The sequence below is a fragment of the Pseudomonas sp. DE0157 genome (assembly GCF_007678615.1).
Lineage (GTDB): Bacteria > Pseudomonadota > Gammaproteobacteria > Pseudomonadales > Pseudomonadaceae > Aquipseudomonas > Aquipseudomonas parafulva_B.
Window position 1 is genome coordinate 98,231 of the sequence record NZ_VEJN01000013.1, and the last position, 24,046, is coordinate 122,276.

At 60.4% G+C, this 24,046-nt stretch carries 18 protein-coding genes and 7 tRNA genes; 5 read left to right on the forward strand and 20 right to left on the reverse strand.

Annotated elements, in window-relative coordinates; genetic code table 11:
* Window positions 1–116: 116 nt before the first annotated feature.
* The 5 genes from asd to leuC form a co-directional block, all read right to left on the reverse strand.
* A complete protein-coding gene (asd, locus tag FS777_RS16325; RefSeq protein ID WP_058637677.1) occupies window positions 117–1,229 on the reverse strand; it encodes an aspartate-semialdehyde dehydrogenase in 1,113 nt (370 codons plus the stop codon).
* A 62-nt stretch (window positions 1,230–1,291) separates the two neighbouring features.
* A complete protein-coding gene (leuB, locus tag FS777_RS16330; RefSeq protein WP_023535973.1) occupies window positions 1,292–2,374 on the reverse strand; it encodes a 3-isopropylmalate dehydrogenase in 1,083 nt (360 codons plus the stop codon).
* A 54-nt stretch (window positions 2,375–2,428) separates the two neighbouring features.
* Window positions 2,429–3,193, reverse strand: coding sequence for a class I SAM-dependent methyltransferase (locus FS777_RS16335; RefSeq protein ID WP_058637678.1), 765 nt, complete (start codon window positions 3,191–3,193; stop codon window positions 2,429–2,431).
* Between the two features lie 139 nt (window positions 3,194–3,332).
* Window positions 3,333–3,977 carry a 3-isopropylmalate dehydratase small subunit gene (leuD, locus tag FS777_RS16340; RefSeq protein WP_058605545.1) on the reverse strand — a complete coding sequence of 215 codons (645 nt, stop codon included), beginning with the start codon at window positions 3,975–3,977 and terminating at the stop codon, window positions 3,333–3,335.
* On the reverse strand, window positions 3,974–5,407 hold the full coding sequence (gene leuC / locus FS777_RS16345; protein ID WP_145256441.1) for a 3-isopropylmalate dehydratase large subunit: 1,434 nt from the start codon (window positions 5,405–5,407) through the stop codon (window positions 3,974–3,976). Before leuC ends, leuD begins: the two co-directional genes overlap by 4 nt.
* Window positions 5,408–5,537: 130 nt before the next feature.
* On the opposite strand from leuC, the gene FS777_RS16350 reads away from it, so the two are divergent.
* Window positions 5,538–6,416, forward strand: coding sequence for a LysR family transcriptional regulator (locus FS777_RS16350; RefSeq protein ID WP_058637680.1), 879 nt, complete (start codon window positions 5,538–5,540; stop codon window positions 6,414–6,416).
* A 56-nt stretch (window positions 6,417–6,472) separates the two neighbouring features.
* The gene (locus FS777_RS16355; protein ID WP_145256445.1) at window positions 6,473–9,757 is read left to right on the forward strand and encodes a bifunctional diguanylate cyclase/phosphodiesterase; all 3,285 of its coding nucleotides are present in this window, start codon (window positions 6,473–6,475) and stop codon (window positions 9,755–9,757) included.
* 66 nt (window positions 9,758–9,823) lie between these two features.
* Here the strand turns inward: FS777_RS16355 and FS777_RS16360 are convergent, their stop codons facing one another.
* The 11 genes from FS777_RS16360 to uvrB form a co-directional block, all read right to left on the reverse strand.
* Entirely contained in the window at window positions 9,824–10,267 is a 444-nt protein-coding gene (locus FS777_RS16360) for an Hsp20 family protein (protein ID WP_027916483.1), read from the reverse strand.
* Between the two features lie 132 nt (window positions 10,268–10,399).
* Window positions 10,400–11,371, reverse strand: coding sequence for a tRNA-dihydrouridine synthase (locus tag FS777_RS16365; protein ID WP_145256448.1), 972 nt, complete (start codon window positions 11,369–11,371; stop codon window positions 10,400–10,402).
* Between the two features lie 50 nt (window positions 11,372–11,421).
* Complete coding sequence (locus FS777_RS16370) at window positions 11,422–11,856, reverse strand: thioesterase family protein (RefSeq protein ID WP_078478224.1); 435 nt, start codon at window positions 11,854–11,856, stop codon at window positions 11,422–11,424.
* A gap of 159 nt (window positions 11,857–12,015) precedes the next feature.
* Window positions 12,016–12,091: transfer RNA gene (locus FS777_RS16375), tRNA-Glu, on the reverse strand.
* Window positions 12,092–12,133: 42 nt separating this feature from the next.
* A tRNA-Ala gene (locus FS777_RS16380) sits at window positions 12,134–12,209 on the reverse strand.
* Window positions 12,210–12,260: 51 nt separating this feature from the next.
* Window positions 12,261–12,336: transfer RNA gene (locus tag FS777_RS16385), tRNA-Glu, on the reverse strand.
* Between the two features lie 42 nt (window positions 12,337–12,378).
* Window positions 12,379–12,454: transfer RNA gene (locus FS777_RS16390), tRNA-Ala, on the reverse strand.
* Window positions 12,455–12,505: 51 nt separating this feature from the next.
* Window positions 12,506–12,581 (reverse strand) — tRNA-Glu (locus tag FS777_RS16395).
* A 73-nt stretch (window positions 12,582–12,654) separates the two neighbouring features.
* Window positions 12,655–12,730: transfer RNA gene (locus FS777_RS16400), tRNA-Ala, on the reverse strand.
* Window positions 12,731–13,002: 272 nt separating this feature from the next.
* Window positions 13,003–14,484 carry a glutamate--tRNA ligase gene (gltX, locus tag FS777_RS16405; protein ID WP_023535861.1) on the reverse strand — a complete coding sequence of 494 codons (1,482 nt, stop codon included), beginning with the start codon at window positions 14,482–14,484 and terminating at the stop codon, window positions 13,003–13,005.
* Window positions 14,485–14,659: 175 nt separating this feature from the next.
* A complete protein-coding gene (gene uvrB / locus FS777_RS16410; RefSeq protein WP_058637685.1) occupies window positions 14,660–16,675 on the reverse strand; it encodes an excinuclease ABC subunit UvrB in 2,016 nt (671 codons plus the stop codon).
* Between the two features lie 282 nt (window positions 16,676–16,957).
* Here uvrB and FS777_RS16415 point away from each other — a divergent pair, with 282 nt between their 5' ends.
* A complete protein-coding gene (locus FS777_RS16415) occupies window positions 16,958–18,154 on the forward strand; it encodes an amino acid aminotransferase (protein ID WP_058605554.1) in 1,197 nt (398 codons plus the stop codon).
* 61 nt (window positions 18,155–18,215) lie between these two features.
* Window positions 18,216–18,291: transfer RNA gene (locus tag FS777_RS16420), tRNA-Asn, on the forward strand.
* 210 nt (window positions 18,292–18,501) lie between these two features.
* Here FS777_RS16420 and FS777_RS16425 read toward each other — a convergent pair.
* The 4 genes from FS777_RS16425 to FS777_RS16440 all read right to left on the reverse strand — a co-directional run bounded on the left by FS777_RS16425 (window position 18,502) and on the right by FS777_RS16440 (window position 23,475).
* On the reverse strand, window positions 18,502–21,435 hold the full coding sequence (locus FS777_RS16425) for a membrane-targeted effector domain-containing toxin (RefSeq protein ID WP_145256451.1): 2,934 nt from the start codon (window positions 21,433–21,435) through the stop codon (window positions 18,502–18,504).
* Window positions 21,436–21,557: 122 nt separating this feature from the next.
* A complete protein-coding gene (locus FS777_RS16430) occupies window positions 21,558–22,124 on the reverse strand; it encodes a DUF1285 domain-containing protein (protein ID WP_078478220.1) in 567 nt (188 codons plus the stop codon).
* 9 nt (window positions 22,125–22,133) lie between these two features.
* The gene (locus FS777_RS16435) at window positions 22,134–22,739 is read right to left on the reverse strand and encodes a DUF4823 domain-containing protein (RefSeq protein ID WP_145256454.1); all 606 of its coding nucleotides are present in this window, start codon (window positions 22,737–22,739) and stop codon (window positions 22,134–22,136) included.
* Window positions 22,740–22,839: 100 nt separating this feature from the next.
* On the reverse strand, window positions 22,840–23,475 hold the full coding sequence (locus FS777_RS16440; RefSeq protein ID WP_058605557.1) for a TetR/AcrR family transcriptional regulator: 636 nt from the start codon (window positions 23,473–23,475) through the stop codon (window positions 22,840–22,842).
* Between the two features lie 375 nt (window positions 23,476–23,850).
* Here FS777_RS16440 and FS777_RS21570 point away from each other — a divergent pair.
* A partial coding sequence (locus FS777_RS21570) for a hypothetical protein (protein ID WP_218570385.1) occupies window positions 23,851–24,046 on the forward strand: 196 nt, incomplete at its 3' end.

Below are 24,046 nucleotides of genomic sequence, written 5' to 3' on the forward strand. Positions count from 1 at the left end.
GACCCGTGGCAGGGAGTCGCCCGCTGTGCGCAGGCTTCCCCTGCCACCTGCACTGCGCGCCGCAAAATAAAAAACCCGCGCTGGAAGCAGCGCGGGTTCGGGTACAGATGGCTGTATCAACGTTCCAGCAGGATCCGCAACATGCGACGCAGCGGCTCGGCAGCGCCCCACAGCAGTTGGTCACCCACCGTGAACGCCCCCAGGTACTGGGAACCCATGTTCAGCTTGCGCAAACGTCCAACCGGGATATTCAGCGTGCCGGTCACCTTGGTAGGGGTCAGTTCCTGCATGCTGATTTCACGCTGGTTGGGCACCAGCTTCACCCAAGGATTGTGCTGGCTGATCATGCCTTCGATGTCGGCGATCGGCACATCCTTGTTCAGCTTGATGGTCAGCGCCTGGCTGTGGCAACGCATGGCACCGATGCGCACGCAGATGCCATCGACCGGAATCGGGTTCTTGAAGCGACCCAGAATCTTGTTGGTTTCGGCCTGCGCCTTCCATTCTTCGCGGCTTTGGCCGTTGGGCAATTCCTTGTCGATCCAGGGGATCAGGCTGCCGGCCAGGGGGACGCCGAAGTTTTCAGCCGGATAGGCCTCGCTGCGCATGGCCTCGGCCACTTTGCGGTCGATGTCGAGGATGGCACTGGCCGGGTTGGCCAGGTCATCGGCGACCGCCGCATGGGTGGCGCCCATCTGCTTGATCAGCTCGCGCATGTTCTGCGCCCCTGCACCGGACGCTGCCTGGTAGGTCATGGCACTCATCCAGTCCACCAGACCGGCTTCGAACAATCCGCCAAGGCCCATCAGCATCAGGCTGACCGTGCAATTGCCGCCGATGAAGTTGCGGGTACCGGCGTCGAGCTGGTGATCGATGACCTTGCGGTTGACCGGGTCGAGCACGATGACTGCATCATCCTGCATGCGCAAAGACGAGGCCGCATCGATCCAGTAGCCCTGCCAGCCTGCTTCGCGCAGCTTGGGAAACACTTCATTGGTGTAGTCGCCGCCCTGGCAAGTCAGGATCACGTCGAGGGTCTTGAGCTCTTCGATGGAATACGCGTCCTTGAGCGGCGCGGTATCCTTGCCCACGTTCGGGCCTTGGCCACCAATATTGGAGGTGGTGAAGAACACGGGCTCGATAAGGTCGAAATCCTGCTCCTCCAGCATTCGCTGCATGAGCACGGAACCAACCATGCCGCGCCAACCGATCAGACCTACACGTTTCATCGCAACTACACCTTTGCTAAAAGTGGGCCGCCATCGGGATTGGGGATGGCGGGCCAGAGAGATTACAGATTCCGCAGCGCTGCGACTACTGCGTCGCCCATTTCCTGCGTACCTACTTTGCGGCAGCCTTCGGAGAAGATGTCGCCAGTGCGCAAGCCCTGGTCAAGCACCAGGCTGACCGCCTGCTCGATGGCCTCGGCGGCAGCCGACTGGTCGAAGCTGTAGCGCAGCATCATCGACACGGACAGGATGGTGGCCAACGGGTTGGCGATCCCTGCACCGGCAATGTCTGGCGCCGAGCCGTGGCAAGGCTCGTACATGCCCTTGTTGTTGGCATCGAGCGACGCCGAAGGCAGCATGCCGATGGAACCGGTCAGCATGGAAGCTTCATCCGACAGAATGTCGCCGAACATGTTGTCGGTCACCATGACGTCGAACTGCTTCGGCGCGCGCACCAGCTGCATCGCCGCGTTGTCGACATACATATGGCTCAGTTCCACATCCGGGTAATCCTGTGCCACGCTCTCGACCACTTCACGCCACAGCTGGCTGGAAGCCAGAACGTTGGCCTTGTCCACCGAGCACAGCTTCTTGCCACGCACCCGCGCCATGTCGAAACCCACGCGGGCGATGCGCCGCACTTCGCTTTCGCTGTAGGGCAAGGTGTCGTAGGCCTGGCGCTCGCCACCTTCAAGTTCGCGCTGACCACGTGGGGCACCGAAGTAGATGCCGCCGGTCAGCTCGCGCACGATGAGGATGTCCAGGCCAGAGACGATTTCCGGCTTGAGCGAGGACGCATCGGCCAGCTGCGGGTAGAGAATGGCCGGGCGCAAGTTGGCAAACAGCCCCAGCTGCGAGCGGATCTTCAGCAGGCCGCGTTCAGGGCGAATGTCACGCTCGATCTTGTCCCACTTGGGACCGCCCACGGCGCCGAGCAGCACGGCATCGGCCTGGCGTGCACGCTCCAGGGTTTCATCGGCCAGCGGCACCCCGTGCTTGTCGATGGCTGCGCCACCGATCACGTCATGGGTCAGGCTCAGGTCGAGCTGGAACTTGTCATTGGCCAGCTCCAGCACCTTGACGGCTTCGGCCATGATTTCAGGACCAATGCCATCACCCGGAAGAATCAAAATCTGCTTGCTCATGCTTTCCTCTATGCATTCACGCAGCGCGGCGAATGGGGCCGCGCCGAAAAAGGCTTAACGTTCTGCCCACAGCACCAGCACATCCGTGCTGAACGAGCCATCGGCCTCGATCTGGTAATACTGCCGTACTTCTTCGCCCATGGCTTGCTGCAGTTCGCGGATGGCCAGGCGCATCAGCTCAGGGGTGCGCATGCGCTCGACCCAACTGCCGAACTCCAGGCGCAGTGACTGCCGGGCATGACTGCGAACACGCAGGCCGGCCTCGCTGACCTGGCGCTGCCACTGGGCAGCAGAGTAATTGCGAACGTGACTGGTGTCGCGCAACACCTCTACTGCTTGCAGATACGTGTCCAGCAGCGGGCTACCCGGCGACATGACGTCAATGAATGCAGCCACACCGCCTGGCTTGAGCACGCGGCGCACTTCGCGCAGCGCCAGGCCCAGGTCGCTCCAGTGATGGGCTGAGTAGCGGCTGAACACATAATCGAACGAAGCATCGGCAAACGGCAGGGATTCTGCCGCGCCACGCTCGGTCATGATATTGGTCAGCGCACGATCGGCGGCAGCGTTGGCGACGACGTCCAGCATGGACTGGGAAAGGTCGTACGCGACCACCTGCGCCACCAACGGCGCAATCTGGAAGCTGACGTGACCTGCCCCGCAGCCCAGGTCCAGCACGCGTGCGTCGACCTGCCCCTGCAACTGGGCCTGCAACAGCGCGAACTCGCTGCCTTGAGCATGCACGGCGCTGCTAAGGTAGGCCCCAGCCTGATCGCCGAACTGGCGCTGAACCACATCGGTATGCTGCGTGCGCGTCATTGGAATGTCCTGGTGGTGGAGTAGTCGCCGATATGGGCTCGGCCATTGCGCCAGTGGCACTGGCTTGAGCCACGGTGCGTGGGTGACGCCGCTTGCACCGACCTGCTGGCAAGCAGGCCGGCGAGCGCGCAGGCTTTAGTCAGGCGTCGCGAAACAGCCAGGGTTGCGCAGCACGGTGCTTGTCCTCGAACGCCTTGATCGCATCGCTGTCCTGCAGGGTCAGGCCAATGTCGTCCAGGCCATTGAGCAGGCAATGCTTGCGGAATGCGTCGATCTCGAAGTGCAGCACCTTGCCATCTGGGCGTGTGACCGCCTGGGCCTGCAGGTCGATGGTCAGCTGGTAACCTGGCGCAGCTTCCACCTGCTTGAACAGCTCATCGACGTCTTCATCGCTGAGGATGATCGGCAACAAGCCATTCTTGAAGCTGTTGTTGAAAAAGATGTCGGCAAAGCTGGGCGCGATGATGCTCCGAAAGCCGTACTCGTCCAGTGCCCAAGGGGCATGCTCACGGCTGGACCCGCAACCGAAGTTCTCCCGCGCCAACAACACGCTGGCGCCTTGGTAGCGCTGGTGATTGAGCACGAATTCCTCGTTTACCGGGCGCTTGCTGTTGTCCTGATAGGGTTGACCTACGTCCAGGTAGCGCCATTCGTCGAACAGGTTGGGGCCAAAGCCTGTGCGCTTGATCGACTTCAAGAACTGCTTGGGGATGATCTGGTCGGTATCGACGTTGGCACGGTCCAACGGCGCAACCAGGCCAATGTGCTGAGTGAAAGCTTTCATGCTGCGCTCCCTTGGATCAACTCGCGGACATCGATGAAGTGGCCGGTGACGGCGGCTGCGGCGGCCATGGCCGGGCTCACCAGGTGCGTGCGGCCACCTGCGCCCTGACGCCCTTCGAAGTTACGGTTGGAGGTGGATGCGCAGTGCTCGCCGCTTTCCAGCCGATCGGGGTTCATGGCCAGGCACATCGAGCAACCTGGCTCGCGCCATTCGAAGCCGGCTTCGACGAATATCTTGTCCAGGCCTTCGCGCTCGGCCTGAGCCTTCACCAGGCCCGAGCCGGGGACGACGATGGCTTGCTTGACGCTGCTCGCCACCTTGCGGCCCTTGGCGATCTCCGCTGCCGCGCGCAGGTCTTCGATGCGCGAATTGGTGCACGAGCCTATGAATACGCGATCCAGGCGGATATCGGTGATCGCCTGGTTGGCCTTCAAGCCCATGTACTTCAAGGCGCGCTCAATGGAGCCACGCTTGACCAGGTCGGCTTCGGCAGCCGGGTCCGGCACACGCTGGTCGACGGCAAGCACCATTTCTGGCGAGGTACCCCAGCTGACCTGCGGCTTGATCTGCGTGGCATCGAGTTCGACCACGGTATCGAAAACCGCATCTTCATCGGAGACCAGGTCTTTCCAGGCCTGGACAGCACGGGTCCACTGCTCGCCCTTGGGCGAGTACGGGCGGCCTTCGACATAAGCGATGGTGGTGGCGTCAGTGGCCACCAACCCGACACGGGCACCGGCTTCGATGGACATGTTGCAGATGGTCATGCGGCCTTCCATCGACAACGCGCGAATGGCACTGCCGGCGAACTCCATCGCGTGACCGTTGCCACCGGCAGTGCCGATCTTGCCGATTACCGCCAGGACGATGTCCTTGGCCGTGACACCCGGCGACAGTTGCCCCTCGACCCGCACCAGCATGTTCTTCATCTTCTTGGCCACCAGGCACTGGGTAGCCAGCACGTGCTCGACCTCGGAGGTGCCGATGCCGTGGGCCAGCGCACCGAAGGCGCCGTGGGTTGAGGTATGCGAGTCGCCGCAGACCACGGTCATGCCTGGCAAGGTAGCGCCCTGTTCGGGGCTGATGACATGAACGATGCCCTGGCGCTCGTCGTTCATCTTGAATTCGACGATGCCGTATTCGTCACAGTTCTCGTCGAGGGTCTGCACCTGCAGGCGCGACACCTGGTCGACGATGGCCTCGATCCCGCCCTTGCGCTCGGGGGTGGTCGGCACGTTATGGTCGGGCGTGGCGATGTTGGCATCGATACGCCATGGCTTGCGCTTGGCCAGGCGCAGCCCTTCGAAAGCCTGCGGGGAGGTCACTTCATGGATGATGTGACGGTCGATGTAGATCAAGGACGAGCCGTCGTCACGGCGCTTGACCTCGTGGGCTTCCCAGAGTTTGTCGTAGAGCGTTTTGCCAGCCATCGGACTGTTCCTCATCAGCGTCTTTCTATGCCAAAGACCACTTGGCTTGTATGGGCGATGCTAGGGGGTTAGATTGAATAACTCAAATTCATATTTTTTATCCTTTGGATAACCAAAAGGAATTCAGTAAATGGACTTGGCCAATCTCAGCGCATTTATCGCCATTGCGGAAACTGGCAGCTTTTCCAGTGCGGCAGAACGCCTGTACCTGACCCAGCCCGCTGTCAGCAAGCGCATTGCTGGCCTGGAGCAGCAGTTGAGCACACGGTTATTCGACCGCCTGGGCCGCGAGATAACCTTGACCGAAGCCGGGCGGGCACTGTTGCCCAGGGCCTACCAGATTCTCAACGTACTGGAGGATACCCGACGGGCGCTGACCAATCTGTCAGGGGAAGTGGGGGGGCGCCTGACCCTGGCAACAAGCCATCACATCGGCCTGCACCGCCTCCCCCCACTGCTGCGGGCTTTCACCCGCCAATACCCGGCAGTGGCGCTGGATATTCAGTTCCTGGATTCGGAACAGGCCTACGATGAGATTCTGCATGGTCGAGCCGAACTCGCCGTCATCACCCTGGCACCTGAACCTCATCCCCTGATCAACGCTGTACCGGTATGGCAGGACGCGCTGGATTTCGTAGCCGCCCCGGAGCACCCATTGGCCAACAACGACGCCGTTACCCTTGCTGATGTGGCGTGCCACCCCGCCGTGTTTCCAGGGGGCAATACGTTCACCCACCACATTGTCCAGCGTCTGTTCGAAAGCCAAGGCCTGACACCGAACATCGCCATGAGCACCAACTACCTGGAAACCATCAAGATGATGGTATCGATCGGCCTAGCGTGGAGCGTGCTGCCGCGCACGATGCTTGACGAACAGGTGGCGCCCATCGCCTTGCCCGGCATTGGGTTGTCCCGCCAGCTAGGCTACATTCTGCACACCGAGCGCACCCTGTCCAACGCTGCCAAGGCGTTCATGGCCCTGCTCGATGGCCATGCGGCAAGCGCCTGAATAGCCGTCAGCCCGGCCCCTTCAAGGATGTGTCCCATGCCAAAGGTCTGGTAATCATGCCCAAATCAGCAAATCGCTTGATGCGCCTGCCGCGAATCCATGCGGCAGAGCCCGAGGCGGCGGAGCAGGCTTGGCAGAGTGCGCCGCAGCTGTTGGCTGCCCTGAACGGTGCACGCCTGGGTGCGTGGCTTTGGGATATCGAAAGCGGCCGGGTCAGTTGGTCCCGGGGCACCCAGGCCCTGTTCGGTTTCGACCCGCTGCGCGCCCTGCCCGGAGACATCGACTACCTGGACCTGCTGGCCGAGGAGGACCGCGCGCGAACACGCAAGGCGTTTCAGGCGGTGTTCGATGGCGAACCGGTAGGGCGAGCCATGCGCCACCGCATTCGCTGGCCAGACGGCAGCCTGCATTGGCTGGAGATCAATGGCAGCCTGACTTGCGACCCGCACGGCAGACCGCAGATGATTGGGGTAGTACGCGAGATCACGCGCCAGCGCGAGCGGGAAACCGCGCTAATGAATTCCGAAAAGCGCCTCGCTACCCTCTTCCACCTGAGCCCGAATGCCATTTTGTTGACCCGTCGTGATGACGGCATGATCTTCGAAGTCAATCAGCACTTCGAAGATACGTTCGCCTGGCCCGCCAGCCAAGTCATCGGCCGCACCAGCGTGGCATTGGGGTTGTGGGCCGACGCCGCGCAACGCCAGCACATGCTCGATTCTTCCCGCCTGAGCGGCGGCCCGTTGACCATGGAGGTGCAATTCCGCGGCAGCGACGGCAAGGTCCATGATGGCATCCTTTGCACCCAGGGCATCGAGCTCGAAGGCACCACCTATCAGCTCAGTACCTTCGTCGACACCACCGAGCGCAAGCGCGCGGACCTTGCCCTCAAGGACAGCCAGGAGCGTCTGGACCTGGCGCTGGACTCGGCGCAGCTGGGCACGTGGGACTGGCACATTCCCAGCGGCATGCTCTACGGTTCGGCCCGGGCTGCACAACTGCACGGGCTGCCGCCAGTAGCCTTTCACGAATCCTTCGATGCGTTTTTCGAAGGCGTTCCGGAACAGGAGCGCCTCTCCATGCGCAAGGCCTACAGCAGCCTGCGCGAAGGGCCGGCCGGCAATTATCAGTTCACGTACCGGGTACAGTTGGAGAACGGCGTCTCGCGGTATATCGAAAGCCGTGCGCGCTTGTATCGCGACGAGCACAGCAACCCTCTGCGCATGGCGGGCACCCTGCTCGACATCACCGACCAGGTTGAACGCGAGCTTCGCCTCAGTGCCTCGGAAGAAAAGTTTGCCAGCCTGTTTCAAGTCAGCCCCGACCCGATCTGCGTGACGCGTCAGGACACGGGACAGTTCATCGAGATCAACCCCGCCTTTACCCACACCTTCGGCTGGACGACCGAGCAGTTGATCGGCCGCACGGCCCAGGAGATAGGCCTGTGGGCCGAATCTGCCCTGCGAGCCCACCGCATCGAGCGGGTCATCCGCGAGCAGGCCTTGACCAACGTGGCGTTGGTCGTCCACCACCGCAGTGGCGAAGCCTTGACCTGCCTGATCTCCAGCCGCCTCATCACCGTGGACAACCAACCCTGCAGCGTCACCACGCTGCGCGACATCACTCAACAACAGCGGGCAGAGGCAGCGCTCAAATCCAGCGAAGAGAAATTCGCCAAGGCGTTTCACTCAAGCCCGGACGCCATCACCATCACCGAATGCCTAACCGGGCGCTACCTGGAAATCAACGACGGTTTCTGCCGGCTGACTGGATACTCGGCGGGCGACGTCGTCGGGCGCACCGTATTCGACATCGGAATCTGGACCGATGCGCAACAGCGAACCGCCTTGCTGGCTGAACTGCGCGAGCATGGCCGGGTACATCATCGGGAAATGCTGGGGCGCAACAAGCGCGGCGATCTCCTGACGGTAGAGGTGTCCGTGGAGCAGATCATGCTCAACGATGTAGAGTGCCTGCTGATGACCGCCCGGGACGTCAGCCAACTGAAACAAGCCCAGGCACAGATCCGTCACCTTGCCTACCATGACCCGCTGACCAATCTTCCAAACCGTGCCCTGCTGATGGAGCGGCTGGGTCAGCAGATTGCCCTGCTCAAGCGGCGCGACTTGCGTGGTGCCCTGCTTTTCCTCGACCTGGATCATTTCAAGCACATCAACGACTCGCTGGGCCACCCGGTCGGTGATGCCGTGCTCAAGATCATCACGGCCAGGCTTGAGGCCAGCGTACGTGTGGAGGACACCGTGGCACGGCTGGGTGGTGACGAGTTCGTGGTACTGCTCAGCGGCCTGGAAGGCAATCGTGATGAGGTCGAGCATACGGTTCGCCAGCTGGCTGACACCGTACGCGCCCTGTTGGCCCAGCCCATGTCACTCGACGGCCAGCGCCTGCAGGTGACCCCCAGCATTGGCGTGGCTTTGATCCCGGACCACGGCACAACCCCAGCCGATCTGCTCAAACGCGCCGACATCGCGCTTTACCGCGCCAAGGACTCCGGGCGCAACACGACTCAACTGTTTCACGCCACCATGCAGAAGGCGGCCAGCGAACGCCTGCGCATGGAGAGTGATCTACGCCTGGCGCTGGCCCGTGGCGAAATGGCCCTGCATTACCAACCACAGGTCGACGCGCGCGACAAACGGATCGTCGGCGCCGAGGTGCTGCTACGCTGGCACCACCCTCAACTCGGCCAGCAGTCGCCGGGCCAGTTCATCCAGGTCCTGGAGGAAAGCGGGTTGATTCTGGAGGTGGGCAACTGGGTACTCGATGAGGCGTGCGTTGCCTGCGCCCACCTGCTGGCCGACGGCTTGATCGATGTCGACGATTTCAGCCTGTGCGTCAACATCAGCCCGCGGCAATTTCGCCAGAAAGATTTTGTTGGCCGCGTCTTGCGCTGCCTCGACGACAGTCAACTGCCCAGGAAACTGCTCAAGCTCGAGATCACCGAAGGTATCGTCATCCAGAACCTGGAAGACACCATCGCCAAGATGCGAGAGTTGCAAAGCCACGGGGTAACGTTTGCCATGGACGACTTCGGCACAGGGTATTCCTCGCTGACCTACCTCAAACGCCTTCCAGTCGATGCCCTGAAGATCGACCAGACGTTCGTCCGTGACGTGACGATAGACCCCAACGATGCTGAAATCGTCCGCGCCATCGTGGCCATGGCGCTTAGCCTTGGGCTTGCGGTAATCGCCGAGGGTGTAGAGCTGGCCGAACAGCTGGCGTTTCTGGAAAAACTGGGGTGTCACCTGTACCAGGGCTACCTGCACAGCCGGCCTTTGCCGCTGCAGGCGTTTCGGCAACTGTTGCAAGCGCCCTGAAGTGGCGGCGCGCCAGCACAACGCAAGAAGGGCACCCTAGGGTGCCCTTCCTGTTGATGCGCTGGATCAATTCAGCGCGGGTTGCTCGCCGTTGATCGGGATGCGTTTGGCCTTGGCTTCTTCAGGCACGATACGCAGCAGATCGATGCTGAGCAGACCGTTGGCCAAGCCAGCAGCCTTGACCTCGATGTGGTCAGCCAGGCGGAAGGAGAGCTTGAAGGCGCGCTGGGCAATGCCCTGGTGCAGGTATGTCACTTCTGCCGAGCCATTGTCACGCTTGCCACCGGTAACAGTGAGCACGCCTTTTTCGACCTGAAGGTCGAGATCCTCTTCCTGGAAACCAGCCGCGGCAACCACAATGCGGTACTGGTCATCACCGTGCTTTTCCACGTTGTAGGGTGGGTAGCTGCTACCGGCCTCATTGCGGGCCGCGGATTCGAACAGGTCATTGAAGCGGTCGAAACCAACGGAGTGGCGGAACAGTGGTGCAAGAGAGAAAGCGGTAGTCATGGTCATAACTCCTGAGATATCAGCAAGTAAGTCATTACGCGACCCGAATTCGGCATCGCGTACTCAAGAGATATGGCCCATCAATGTGCTTTCAAGGGCAGTGCCAAAAAAAATTTCGGCGGTGCCAGGCGGTCACGCTACCTGTGCTTCATCTGCCGTCGGCGTCAGGCCAAGCAAGCGCCCGATGCGCGTGCAGTCCTCTTCGCGGCGCAACTCGGCAAACAGAAGTACGGCCTCGGGGTAGCTGCGCGTTAGCATGGCGACCCACTGCTTCATGCGTCCAGGGGCGTAACGGGGTGACAGTTTGGCCTGGGCCTGCCGCCAGAATGCCTGAAGTAGCGGCAGCAGTTGATCCCAACCCATGGCCTGGTAGGGCGTCCCGGCATTGGCGGCGGCGATCTGCATACCCAGGTCCGGGCGAGACACCAGGCCACGCCCCAGCATAATGTGCTCGGCGCCGCTGACTTCCCGGCAACGATGCCAGTCCTCGACTGTCCAGATCTCGCCATTGGCAAACACCGGCACCTTGACCACGTCCTGAACGCGCGCCACCCATTCCCAGTGCGCGGGTGGCTTGTAGCCTTCAACCTTGGTCCGCGCATGCACCACCAAATGGGCCGCCCCGCCCTCGGCCAGGGCCACGCCACAGTCCAGCGCCCCGTCCGGGCTGTCAAAACCCAGGCGCATCTTGGCGGTGACGGGGATCGAGGCAGGCACCGCGCGCCGGACCTCGCGGACAATGGCGTGAAGCAGCTCAGGCTCCTTGAGCAGCACCGCCCCGCCCCGGGACTTGTTTACCGTCTTGGCAGGGCAGCCAAAGTTGAGGTCGATTACCGGGGCGCCCAGCTCGCAGGCCAATGCAGCGTTATCGGCAAGGCACGCCGGGTCAGACCCCAGCAGTTGCACACGCATGGGCACCCCTGCCGCCGTATGCGCGCCGTTGCTCAGCTCGGGGGCCAGTTTATGGAACGAAGAAGCTGGCAGCAGACGATCACAGACGCGGATGAATTCGCTGACGCACCAATCGACGCCGCCTACGCGGGTCAGCACGTCTCGCAGAATGTTGTCGACCAGCCCCTCCATCGGGGCCAGGGCAATTTGCATGGAATGTTCTCGGCGCAAAAGGCGGCAGTCTAGCAAAATTTGCGCGTACTTCAGGCCAGGATCAGCGCTGGCGCGTAACCTTCCAGAAATTCGGCAGGCATGCGCTTGGGTTTGCCGGTAGAGAGCTCGATACAGGCAAAGGTGGTCCGGGCGCGAAGCAATACCACCCCATCGTGCGCACGGCGCAGCTGAAAGCGTCGGGTCATGCGCAGACGCTGGTCCCAGTCGACGATCCAGGTGGCTAATTCCAATTCGTCACCTTCGTAAGCGGCGGCGAGGTAATCGATTTCGTGACGGACCACCGCCATGGCGCGATCAAGCCGGCGATACGCCGCCAGGTCCAATCCCAGGCGTTGGGAATGCCGCCAGGCGCACCGCTCCAGCCAGGTGACGTAGACGGCATTGTTGGCATGCCCCAGGCCATCGATGTCTTCACTGCCGACATGCACGTCGATGATGAAAGGTGTGGGCAGGTCCCAGCTCATGTTGATGTCCCAAGGGCAAAAGGGGGATTTAGCAGTGAGCGAACGAAAAATGTCTACCCCAGAACGGAGAGCGGCGTTGGGATTTTTTCGGTAGAAAAAACAAAAGGCCCATTCAATATGCGAATGAGCCTTTAAAGTCCCGCAAAACGCGGGTAAACGTGGCGTCCCCTAGGGGACTCGAACCCCTGTTACCGCCGTGAAAGGGCGGTGTCCTAGGCCACTAGACGAAGGGGACGTAACCTTCGCAAAAGTCTGCAATGCAAACCCTGGCAGTAATTGGTGGAGCTAAGCGGGATCGAACCGCTGACCTCCTGCATGCCATGCAGGCGCTCTCCCAGCTGAGCTATAGCCCCGGATTTTTAGCCTCGCGGCCCAGCACTGTCGAAGCACTGCTTGTGTAAAACTGGCGTCCCCTAGGGGACTCGAACCCCTGTTACCGCCGTGAAAGGGCGGTGTCCTAGGCCACTAGACGAAGGGGACATAACCTTCGCAAAAGTCTGCAATGCAAACCCTGGCAGTAATTGGTGGAGCTAAGCGGGATCGAACCGCTGACCTCCTGCATGCCATGCAGGCGCTCTCCCAGCTGAGCTATAGCCCCAGATTTTTAGCCTCGCGGCCCAGCACTGCCGAAACAATGCTTGTATAAAACTGGCGTCCCCTAGGGGACTCGAACCCCTGTTACCGCCGTGAAAGGGCGGTGTCCTAGGCCACTAGACGAAGGGGACGAACCTTCTTACCTTCAAGAACGTGCTGCTGGTGCCCGTTCTACGTGCCAGCCATTGGCTGACAACAGGAATTTGGTGGAGCTAAGCGGGATCGAACCGCTGACCTCCTGCATGCCATGCAGGCGCTCTCCCAGCTGAGCTATAGCCCCACAGAGTCACGCTGAACCGATACGCTGGCTGGGTGCCTAGCATTTCGTTTATGTTCATCGCTGTGGACGGGGCGCATATTAAGTTCCAGGTGCAGGCCTGTCAAACTAAATCTTCAAAAAAACCAAAATTTTTTTCACAGATAACAATCACTTACCGCCCTGCCCCGCAATGTCGGCCGATCAGCAGGGTCAGAACAGTCTTCAGCCTTGGATCATTGCGCGCGAGACCGGCAGACCGTCATGGAAACGACAGCCTGCCCGCCTGCCTCATCTCAAGCGATAGTAGCCAGCTGCTTTTCCCATTCCTTGTTTTCTTTCTTGGAAACACCGCCCAGCAAATCCAATGCCTGACGCAGACGATAGCGGGTCAAGTCAGGGCCGAGGATTTCCATGGCATCGAGCACCGACACCGAGCTTGCCTGCCCAGTAATGGCGGCGAACATCAAGGGCATGGCGTCACGCAGCTTCAGTTCCAATGCATCGACCACGCACTGGATGCAACCGGTGATGCGCGCTTTTTCCCATTGACGCAGACTCTCTAGCTTCCACAGGATCAATTGCAACACCTGGCGCACCTGATCGGCCGACAACTTCTTGCTTTCGAACAGCTTGGCGTCAAGCTTCAGTGCGCCTTCGAAGAAGAACCCGCCCAGGGGCACCACCTGACTGAACGTTTCAACCCGGCCCTGCACATGCGGCGCGATCTTCATCATGTAGTCGCTGTTGAACGCCCACTTCTGCAGGCGCTGGGCAAAGGCCTCCACCGGGAGCTCACGCAGCCATTGGCCGTTGAGCCAGGAGAGCTTCTCGATGTCGAAGATCGGCCCGCCCAACGAAACGCGAGACAGGTCGAAATGCTCGACCATCTCGGCCAGCGAGAACTTCTCGCGCTCATCGGGCATGGACCAACCCATCCGGCCCAGGTAGTTGAGCATGGCCTCGGGCATGAAGCCCATGCGCTCGTAGAAGGTCACCGACGTCGGGTTCTTGCGCTTGGAAAGCTTGGACTTGTCCGGGTTACGCAGCAGGGGCATGTAGCACAGCTTGGGTTGCTCCCAACCGAAGTACTCGTACAACTTGATCAACTTGGGCGCCGACGGCAGCCACTCTTCACCGCGCAGTACGTGGGTGATGCCCATCAGGTGATCATCGACCACATTGGCGAGGAAGTACGTGGGCAGGCCATCGTTTTTCATCAACACTTGCATGTCCATGCGATCCCACGGGATCTCCACGTCGCCGCGCAGCATGTCCGGCACCACGCACACACCCTCGGTGGGCACTTTCATACGGATCACATGGGGCTCGCCTGCGTCCAGCCGGCGCTGCACTTCATCGGCGCTCAGCAGCAGTGCACGCCCGTCGTAACGAGGCGTCTCGCCGCGGGCCTGCTGTTCGGCGCGCATCTGCTCCAGCTCCTCGGCGGTGCAGAAGCAGTAGAACGCATGACCGGCGTCGACCAGCTGCTTGGCATACTGGGCGTAGATTTCACCGCGCTCGCTCTGCCGATACGGGCCATGCGGGCCACCCACGTCCGGGCCCTCGTTCCACTCGATACCCAGCCAACGCAAAGCATCGAAGATCTGCTGCTCAGACTCGCGCGTGGAGCGCAACTGATCGGTGTCTTCGATGCGCAGGATGAACTCGCCGCCGTGCTGCTTGGCGAAGCAGTAGTTGAACAGGGCGATGTAAGCGGTGCCGACATGGGGGTCGCCGGTAGGCGATGGCGCGATACGCGTGCGTACGGTGGTCATGGGAGTCTCGAACGGAAGATGAAACAAAGCCTCGATGTTAGCAGGTGGCGGGCACCGGGCTCCAGCGATGCGGTTAACCTGGGCCTGCCCTCATGATGCCGCGCCCTCGGTATGGCCTACCGTGGGGCGGCTTGCGTGCAGGGCGATGTCGCCTGCTCATGCAGGCCACCAGGCATCAACTTGCGATCAGGCGATCTCGCAGCTGGGAGATCTCGTCACGCAACTGGGCAGCGGCTTCGAACTCCAGGTCACGGGCATACTGCATCATCTTGTCTTCGAGCTGCTTGATACGCTTGGTGATCTCGCCTGGGGTGCGCAACTCGGCTTCGTAGCGCGCGCTCTCCTCTGCCGCCTTGGCCATCCCCTTGCGTTTTTTGCTACGAGCACCCGGGACGGTTGCACCTTCAAGGATATCGGTGATGTCCTTGACCACGCTCTTGGGCACGATACCGTGCGCTTGGTTGAAGGCGATCTGTTTTTCTCGACGCCGCTCGGTCTCGTCAATGGCCCGCTGCATCGAACCGGTGATGGCGTCGGCGTACAGAATCGCCCGGCCATTGAGGTTGCGCGCAGCGCGGCCAATGGTCTGGATCAGTGAACGTTCGGAGCGCAGGAAGCCTTCCTTGTCCGCATCCAGAATGGCAACCAGCGAAACCTCGGGCATGTCCAGGCCTTCGCGCAACAGGTTGATGCCGACCAGTACATCGAACGTGCCCAGCCGCAAGTCGCGGATGATCTCGACACGTTCCACGGTGTCGATGTCTGAGTGCAGGTAACGGACCCTTACGTCATGGTCTGCCAGGTAATCGGTCAAGTCCTCGGACATGCGCTTGGTCAATGTGGTGGCCAGCACACGCTCGCCCAGGGCCACACGCTTGCGGATCTCCGACAGCAGGTCGTCTACCTGGGTCAGCGCAGGGCGTATTTCGATCTGCGGGTCGACCAGACCTGTCGGACGCACTACCTGCTCGACGACGCGCCCAGCATGGGCCTCTTCGTAGGGGCCGGGCGTTGCGGATACGAAGATGGTCTGCGGACTGACGCTCTCCCATTCATCGAAGCGCATGGGGCGGTTGTCCAGCGCCGACGGCAGACGAAACCCGTACTCCACCAGCGTTTCCTTGCGCGAACGGTCCCCTTTGTACATGGCACCCACCTGGGGAACGCTGACGTGCGACTCATCGATGACCAGCAGCGCGTCGGCGGGCAGGTAGTCATACAGCGTAGGTGGCGGTGCACCTGCAGGACGACCGGACAAATAGCGAGAGTAGTTTTCGATGCCGTTGCAGTAACCCAGCTCCATGATCATTTCCAGGTCAAAGCGGGTACGCTGCTCAAGACGCTGGGCCTCCACGAGCTTGTTGGCCTTGTGCAGATACTCAAGCCGGTCGGCCAGTTCTTCCTTGATGCCTTCCACCGCCTGAAGCAGCGTTTCTCGCGGCGTCACGTAGTGGCTCTTGGGGTAGAACGTGAACCTTGGCAACTTGCGCAGGATTTCGCCCGTCAGCGGATCGAATGCGGCGATGTTTTCCACCTCGTCGTCGAACAGCTCGACGCGGATGGCTTCGAGGTCCGATTCGGCCGGGTAGATATCGATGACATCCCCACGCACACGGAAGGTGGCACGGGCGAAGTCCATTTCATTGCGGGTGTACTGCAAGTCGGCCAGCCGGCGTAGCAGCGCGCGCTGGTCGAGCTTGTCGCCCCGGTCGATGTGCAGCACCATCTTGAGGTAGGTTTCAGGGCTGCCCAGGCCGTAGATGCAGGACACGGTGGTGACGATGATTGCGTCACGCCGTTCGAGCAGCGCTTTGGTGGCGGAAAGGCGCATCTGCTCGATATGGTCGTTGATCGAGGCATCCTTCTCGATGAAGGTGTCCGATGAGGGCACATAGGCTTCGGGCTGGTAGTAGTCGTAGTAGGAGACGAAGTACTCCACCGCATTATTGGGGAAGAAGGCCTTGAATTCGCCGTACAACTGCGCCGCCAGCGTCTTGTTCGGTGCCAGGACCAACGTGGGGCGCTGCACCTGCTGGATCACGTTGGCGATGCTGAAGGTCTTGCCAGAGCCGGTCACGCCCAGCAAAGTCTGGTGCGCCAACCCCGCCTCGATGCCCTCGACCATTTGCCGAATGGCCTCTGGCTGATCGCCTGCTGGCTGGAACCGGGTGACGAGCTGGAACTCGGACATGTCGAACCTCGCGGTGCTGCACTGTAAATTTAGCCAGTAGTCTATACCCAAATGGGCACGCTGGGGGACGCTTTGAAGGCCCAACGGTGACCCCGTGTTACGGTGGACAGGGCAAAGGCTGCAAGGGTCGAAATTTTTTTGCGCAAATAGTCGTAAAAGCGGCGTCGCAGTGTCGCAGTGACCGTGCCGGATCACTATACTGACTCCCCGTTTGTGCCCCGCTTCAGTGCATTCGGCTGGAGCGGATACTCCCCTTACACTCCTATCCGAGCCAAGGTAACAATGAGCCTGTTTTCCGCTGTCGAGCTGGCACCCCGCGACCCTATCCTGGGCCTCAACGAAGCATTCAATGCCGACCCACGCACCGACAAGGTGAACCTTGGGGTGGGCGTCTACTGCAATGAGGAAGGCCGCATTCCGCTGCTGCGGGCCGTGATCGAAGCCGAGACCCAGCGTGCCGCCCAGCACGCCTCGCGTGGCTACCTGCCGATCGACGGCATCGCGACCTATGACCAAGCGGTGCAGAAACTGTTGTTCGGTGCCCAGTCCCCATTGCTGGCCGATGGCCGGGTGGTTACCGTCCAGGCAGTGGGCGGTACGGGCGCACTGAAGATCGGCGCCGACTTCCTCAAGCGCGTATCCCCCGAGGCCGTGGTCGCCATCAGCGATCCTAGCTGGGAAAACCACCGCGCGCTGTTCGAGTCAGCGGGCTTCCCGGTTCATACCTATCGTTACTATGACGCCCCGACCAACGGCGTGAATCGGGCTGGCATGCTCGAGGACCTCGAAGCGTTGCCCGCTGGCTCCATCGTGGTGCTCCACGCCTGCTGCCACAACCCGACCGGGGTGGACCTGGACCTGGAAGACTGGAAGAACGTCCTGCAAGTGGTCAAGGCCAAAGGTCATGTGCCTTTCCTGGACATGGCCTACCAAGGCTTTGGAGACGGCATCGCCGAGGACGCCTTTGCCGTGCGCCTGTTTGCCGAGTCGGGCCTTGAGTTCTTCGTCTCCAGCTCGTTCTCCAAATCGTTCTCCTTGTACGGTGAGCGCGTGGGCGCACTGTCGATCGTGACGGCGTCCAAAGACGAAAGCACCCGCGTCCTGTCCCAGGTCAAGCGGGTCATCCGTACCACCTACTCCAACCCGCCTACCCATGGCGCCACCATCGTGGCGACGGTGCTCAACAGCACAGAGTTGCGGCAGATGTGGGAAACCGAGCTGGCAGAAATGCGCGAGCGCATTCATGGTATGCGCAAGCAGATGGTCGAGTTGCTGGCCCATTATGGTGCCAAGCGCGACTTCAGCTTCGTGGGTCGCCAGGTCGGCATGTTCTCCTACTCGGGCCTGACCGTGGAGCAAGTCGCCCGGCTGAAGAACGAGTTCGGCATCTACGCACTGGACACTGGCCGCATAGCCGTGGCTGCGCTGAACCAGAGCAATATCCATGTGGTGACCAAAGCCATCGTTGAAGTGCTGTAACTGATTGATTTCGCAGGGGTGACTTGACTTACCCCTGCTGTTGAGTAAGATACGTGCACATTCCGCGATAGCTCAGTCGGTAGAGCAAATGACTGTTAATCATTGGGTCCCTGGTTCGAGTCCAGGTCGCGGAGCCAGATAATCAAGATCCTTCACAGGGTTTTGAAAGAACTCAGAAACGCCGCTTTGAGGGATGCTGTCGAAACAGACATACCCAAAGCGGCTTTTTTGTGCCCGCTGTGGGTATGCCTGGGCTGGTGCTTATTGCTTGATCCGCGTGGCGTGGACGCCGTTCAGGCGCTCAACTGGGGCCAAGGCCATAGACCTTTCTCCAGCGCATCGACTCATCACGTCAGCACATACTGCAACCCGTGATGCTCCAGCAGGGTACGCATTTCTCGCAGGCTTGCTAGCCGTCGCTCACTGATCCACGGCCACTCCGGTCGCCGGACATGAAACCGCTCACCTTCCTGAGCGATGGGCGTATACACCAGCCCGCCGGTGCGGCTGCGATGCACCAACTTCAACTGGCCATCGGTGCTCTCGAACGTGAATGTACCGGTATGCCGGAGCATGACCGACAGTTCCTCGCTGGCCGGCTTCGCCGCTTTAATCGGTACCTGCAGGCGAAGATCGCTCTTGACCCGGCGTACATCCATGGCCTCATCAATGGCCGCCAGTCCAGGATCGGCACCAATGCCGCCGGGCAGACCCACCTCAATATCCTCCACGCGCAAGCTGATTGCCCCCTGAAGTTCGCTTACGCCGTGCACACCTTCGAAATCGCTGGCGTGGCTATTCCCCACCAGCGCAACCCACCGGCTCGGGCCTCGCACCCCCTGGTCCGCCTCGATGATTTCATGCGCGTAAAAGTTCATCATTTGCTGGCGGATCACCGCCGATGGCGGGTCGGCCCAAGCCTGGCGATAACTGGCCATGCAGTCGATGGACTGGATACGGATACCGGCCTTCTGCGCCGCAATCAGCACGTTGCGAAACGAATAACGGCTCGCCAGATCGACCCCGTGACCTTCATCCAGATTATTCACATAGGTGCTCAACCGGGCGGGCATCTTGCCCGAGCGGTTGAATACATCAAGGTCAGCCTGATGGAAGTCGGTCATGAAATGCTCAACGTAGAGCACCTTGATTTTTTCGCGCCTGAGCATAGGCATGTTGTCTATCAGAAACTGCTTGCTGCCCAGCCCCGAATGACTTTCACCGATGACCAGCCCTTCGCTGTTCTGGTAGAGGCTGCGGATGATCAGCTTGGCGCTGGCATCACGAGGCAGAGTCGGTATTGCAGGCCGCGCGGGTGGTATGACATTTTCAAGATAGCCGACGGCGTCGGTTGCAAGCGCGTCGCGGCTGGCACGGAATGCCCGGTAGCTTGCTTCTACCTGAGAGTCTAAGCTGCTCATGATTCCACTCAGCGCGCGCTCCTCCCCCGGGGCATTGGCGGCGGCCTCAAGCAGAGGACGCGTTTCGCTCGGAATCTCGTAGGGCGTTGCAGGCAGAGGCTGCACGGCAGGCGCATCGCTTCGCCGCCCCCATGCCCCGAGCAATTTGCGGGGCAGCCCGCCACCCTGTAAACCCGAGCGCTGTAGAGGTTGCCACTGGCCGTCTGCTGTCATGCGGATGGGCAGGTTGCGATAGAACGAGTATGGATTCTCCGGGTCGATGACCACCCAGCTGCCCATCTGCTGCACAAAACGGACCTCGAAGGGTCGCTCGTCAATCAGCGCATAGAACTTGCCATTCTGCAGATAGATACCCTCCTGCCCGCCACTCCCAGGCTCAGCGCTGAGGATGATGTTGGTTTCAAAAGGCGCCAGCAGGTCGTGCTGGTCAACCGGCCGGAACGGTTCAGGTACCCAGGTTTCAATCTCGGCGGGTGTCGCGCAGGCCGCCTCCTCTTCCGGCGTGGCCAGGGTTTCGCCCTCAGGCACCTGTGGATCAATCAGCATTTGCTCGTCACCTACGCCTACGGCACCGGCCAGCATGGCGGTGTTGAACAGGGTGTCGATGGCGGCGAAGATTGCGCCGGTCACACCGGCCTGTCGCTCGCTCGTAGTATGACCGTTGACAGCCTGGTCGATGTTCAGCCCCATATCCGCAAGGCCTGCGCCGACCACCGCCAGTGCAATCGGCCAGTCGACCGCTGTCATGGGCCCTGCTACCTGGCCGAAGGCCTTGAGGTAGCCGATCCACAGTTGTTTACGCAGGTCAGCGTTGCTGCGCAGGGCGAACTGTGCGTCGTCGATCATGCGCTGGTGCGCGGCATCGCGCAGGTGGCTGAACGCATCGCCCGACAGGGTCGAATCGAGCTGATTGAGGCACTTGTGATCATCACCACCCCAATTGAAGAACAGTAGATCGATCAGGTGATTGAGGCCGAGGCGATCGTCTTTTTGCGCACGGCTGGACAATGGGGAGTGCGCCATGAAGCGCGCCCGGTTTTCGGCTTCGTTGGTATTGTTCAATACCCACCAGTAAAGGTCCTGACGCGTTGGGAAAAAGTGCAGGGCCTGCGTTTCACCTGGGGTGTACAGCAGTTGCGAACCATCCTCCAGCACAATGCGCAGAAAGTCGCTGGCAACATGCCCGCCGATGTCGAAGGTACACACGCGATAACCGGCGGCTGGCGGTACAACTGCCTGAAGTTGCTCCAACGTGGGTGATGCGATATCAAGACCCGTCAGCGCCGTGGCGACGCGGCGAACGAGGTGGGCCAACGCGGTACTGCTGTCGACCGAGCACATCTCGATCACCTTGGCGAGGAAGTTGACCTTCGCCAGTACGCGAAAATGCTCAGCATGTTCTTGCCAGAACGCCTGGAGCCTATGGTGGAACTGGGTACTGAAGTCGATTTGCCAGAAATCCTCGAGCACAGCCTGGGGCTCCAAACGGATCTCATTGTGCTCGTCATAGAAACCAGGGCCAGGGCCATTACTGTAAAAGCCGGTCAGATAACTGAGCAGGTCGCTGTTGTCCTGGTCATGAACGTCGAAACGGTGCATGACCAACTGAGGCAGTGTGAAGGATTGGACTGGCGGGTCCAGGTGCTGCCAGCCGCTGAAGGTGCGAGGGCTGCTCTGGGCGGTATCGAAACGGTTGAGGTAGACCTGGTCAGGGTCTAGGTGCGACAAGTTGTGTTTTCTCAACAGCGCCACGGCGGTGTCCCGGGCCGACTGGCGCATATCAGGGCAGGCTGCCACAAGTGGAGCGGCGATGGCGCGTAGCTGGGATTCGGCGTGCGGGGACAGAATCTGCAGGCCCATGGTTAAGTTCCTCAAGGTGTATGAAGCCGTGAGGTTGAGCCGTTACAATTTTTTGGAGCGCTAGTTATCAACCACCTTCCACACGGTCTTCATCCTCCGTGAAACGTGCGGTGAGGCGTAAGTCAGGGGTGATCCACCTGCCCTATGGGGTAGAACTCACCTCGGCTCCACACGCCCAGCCATTGCTGATCTGCGATTTGCCGGGTAACGGCCAACTCGACCAGTTGATAGAAGACATTACGGTGAATCAATGCCTCAAGGTTGCTGCGCATCAGCACATAAGGTGAAGGCGCTTGGGTGACGGGGTCAGTCACTACCCGCAGCGGATGGTCAGGCCCTGCTTCAACCTGATCATCCACATTATTGGTGAAACGCAACACCTGCTGCTCCCCCTCCCCCGTCACATCCAGGGCCACGGCCACGAACGGTGCGTCATCAACTGTAATGCCGACCTTCTCGACCGGCGTCACCAAAAAGTAATCATCCCCGTCGCGGCGGATGATCGAAGAAAAGAGCTTTACCATCGGTTTGCGGCCGATAGGCGTGCCCAAGTAGTACCAGGTCCCGTCCCGTGCGATACGCATGTCGATGTTGCCGCAGAAATCGGGGTTCCAGCGGTGCACAGGCGGCAAGCCCTTGGACATTGGAAGCTGCGTCAGCAGGTCATTGGCCTTGCCCGTCTCATTCATCGCGGTGCCTCATCGACTCATGCCAAGAAGGCTACGAGCGTACTCGCGCATGGGCGCCGCAAGCAAATCCCTGGGCGTCTGGTCATGGAACGTCAACAAACCGCCACGGCTTTTGATACGGACCGTGTCTATCAGGTAGCGGGTACTGGTTTCGATGAGCATCATCTGAACCACGCCGCTATCCCAACCCAGTCGGTCCACGGCCTGTTCGTCATACCACTCGTCCCCATTGCCGATGCGATCATCGGTGCGAGCGAAACGGGTATAGAGCACGTAGTCAGCCCCAAATGAGCGTGCCTGCGCGATCGCCTCTTCCAGACCCAGCGGTGCCTCGGCACGGCGTACCATCGGGAAATACTCGACGAAGCTTTTGAAGGCCTCTTCGGCCACCGCATTGTGCTGCGGAACAGGGCCTTTGCCGGGCGGCACGAATGCGCCTTGCCCAATGAAGATGAAGGAATCGGGTTGCAGTCGAATCGACAGCGTACGACGGGTATCGCTGTGATCCAGCAGGCCGGCATCGCTCATGTGATAGCGAACACCTTTCCCCATATCACTCACTTTCATGCACCCGCCCAACGCCGCAAGCGTCAGCACCAAGACCAGGCTCCGCATCATTCCTCCAGTGGCCGGCGTCAAAAAAGCCGGCGAATGGCTGACGAATGCAGCTTTTGCGCCAGCTTTGATTTGGTCGCCAGCGTGGGCCGGTGCTGACTCAATTGGCGGGGTCGGGGTCGCGCTTGCGTTTATTGCCCATGCGTACGCCGATGTCCATCAGGAACTGGAAGAAGCCTTCCTGATCTTCCAGCACATTGCTCCAGAACGGGGAGTGATAGAGCGCTACAGCCCCATGGACCAGTGCCCAGGCGGCGCAATAGTGGAAATAAGGGGGTACATCTTCAAGCTTGCCCTCACTGATGCGGCCTTTGATCAGTTGCGTAAGGCGATCGAAGTTGGAGGCGCGAATACTATGCAGTTGCTCGACCAGTTCGGGCACCTGGTTACCCTTGACGACCTTCTCCTCCAAACGATCGAAGAGCCTGTAGCGTTGCGGGTCGCGCATGCGAAATTCGAAGTAGGCGCGCGACAGGGCTTCCTTGTCGCGGTCCACATCGGCCGAGTGCAGCAGCTCGTTGAGATCGCGCTCATAGTCCAGCATCAGGCGCAGGTAGATTTCTGCCTTGGACTTGAAATGCTTGTAGATCGTGCCTTTGCCGATACCCACGGCGTCGGCGATCATTTCGACGGTGACGCTGTCCTCGCCTTGCTCGAGGAACAGCTTGAGGGCGGTGTCTAGGATTTCCTGTTCGCGACGGCGAAACTCACGGACCTTACGAGGTTCTTTCTGCATGGGAAGGACTGGCTGACGATCGAAGCGGATTATTATGCCTAACTTGCGCGAAATTGCACGGATCATCCGTGGTCATCTCGGTTTGTACTGGTGTGCGGGGGGGCTCAATCGTTGGCAGCTTGGCCTGGGGTATTCCAAATCTGTTTAAAAAACGATCAGTTTTGGCTGGCATTGTGCGTAGCCTGGGCGATACTCAAAGGGTCGTCGCGGCGCATCCCCCCGAGTGACGCGGCGATAAAGGTACTCAGGGACCGCGTACCTTTGTTCTACTCCTAATGGTCTTAACCCGGATTCCTCCCCCAGAAGCCGGGTTTTTTTTGGGTAAGGTGTTTGAGGCAGGTCCCGCCATCTCCCCGCTACCCTGCTGCTCTTGCTTTGGCTCTTGCTCTTGCTCTTGCTCTTGCTCTTGCTCTTGCTCTTGCTCTTGCTCTTGCTCTTGCTCTTGCTCTTGATCTTGATCTTGCTCTTGATCTTGATCTTGATCTTGCTCTTGCTCTTGATCTTGATCTTGATCTTGCTTTTGATCTTCGCGACTTCAGAAGGCCGAACGCAGGTCTTGCGGAGGGAGGTG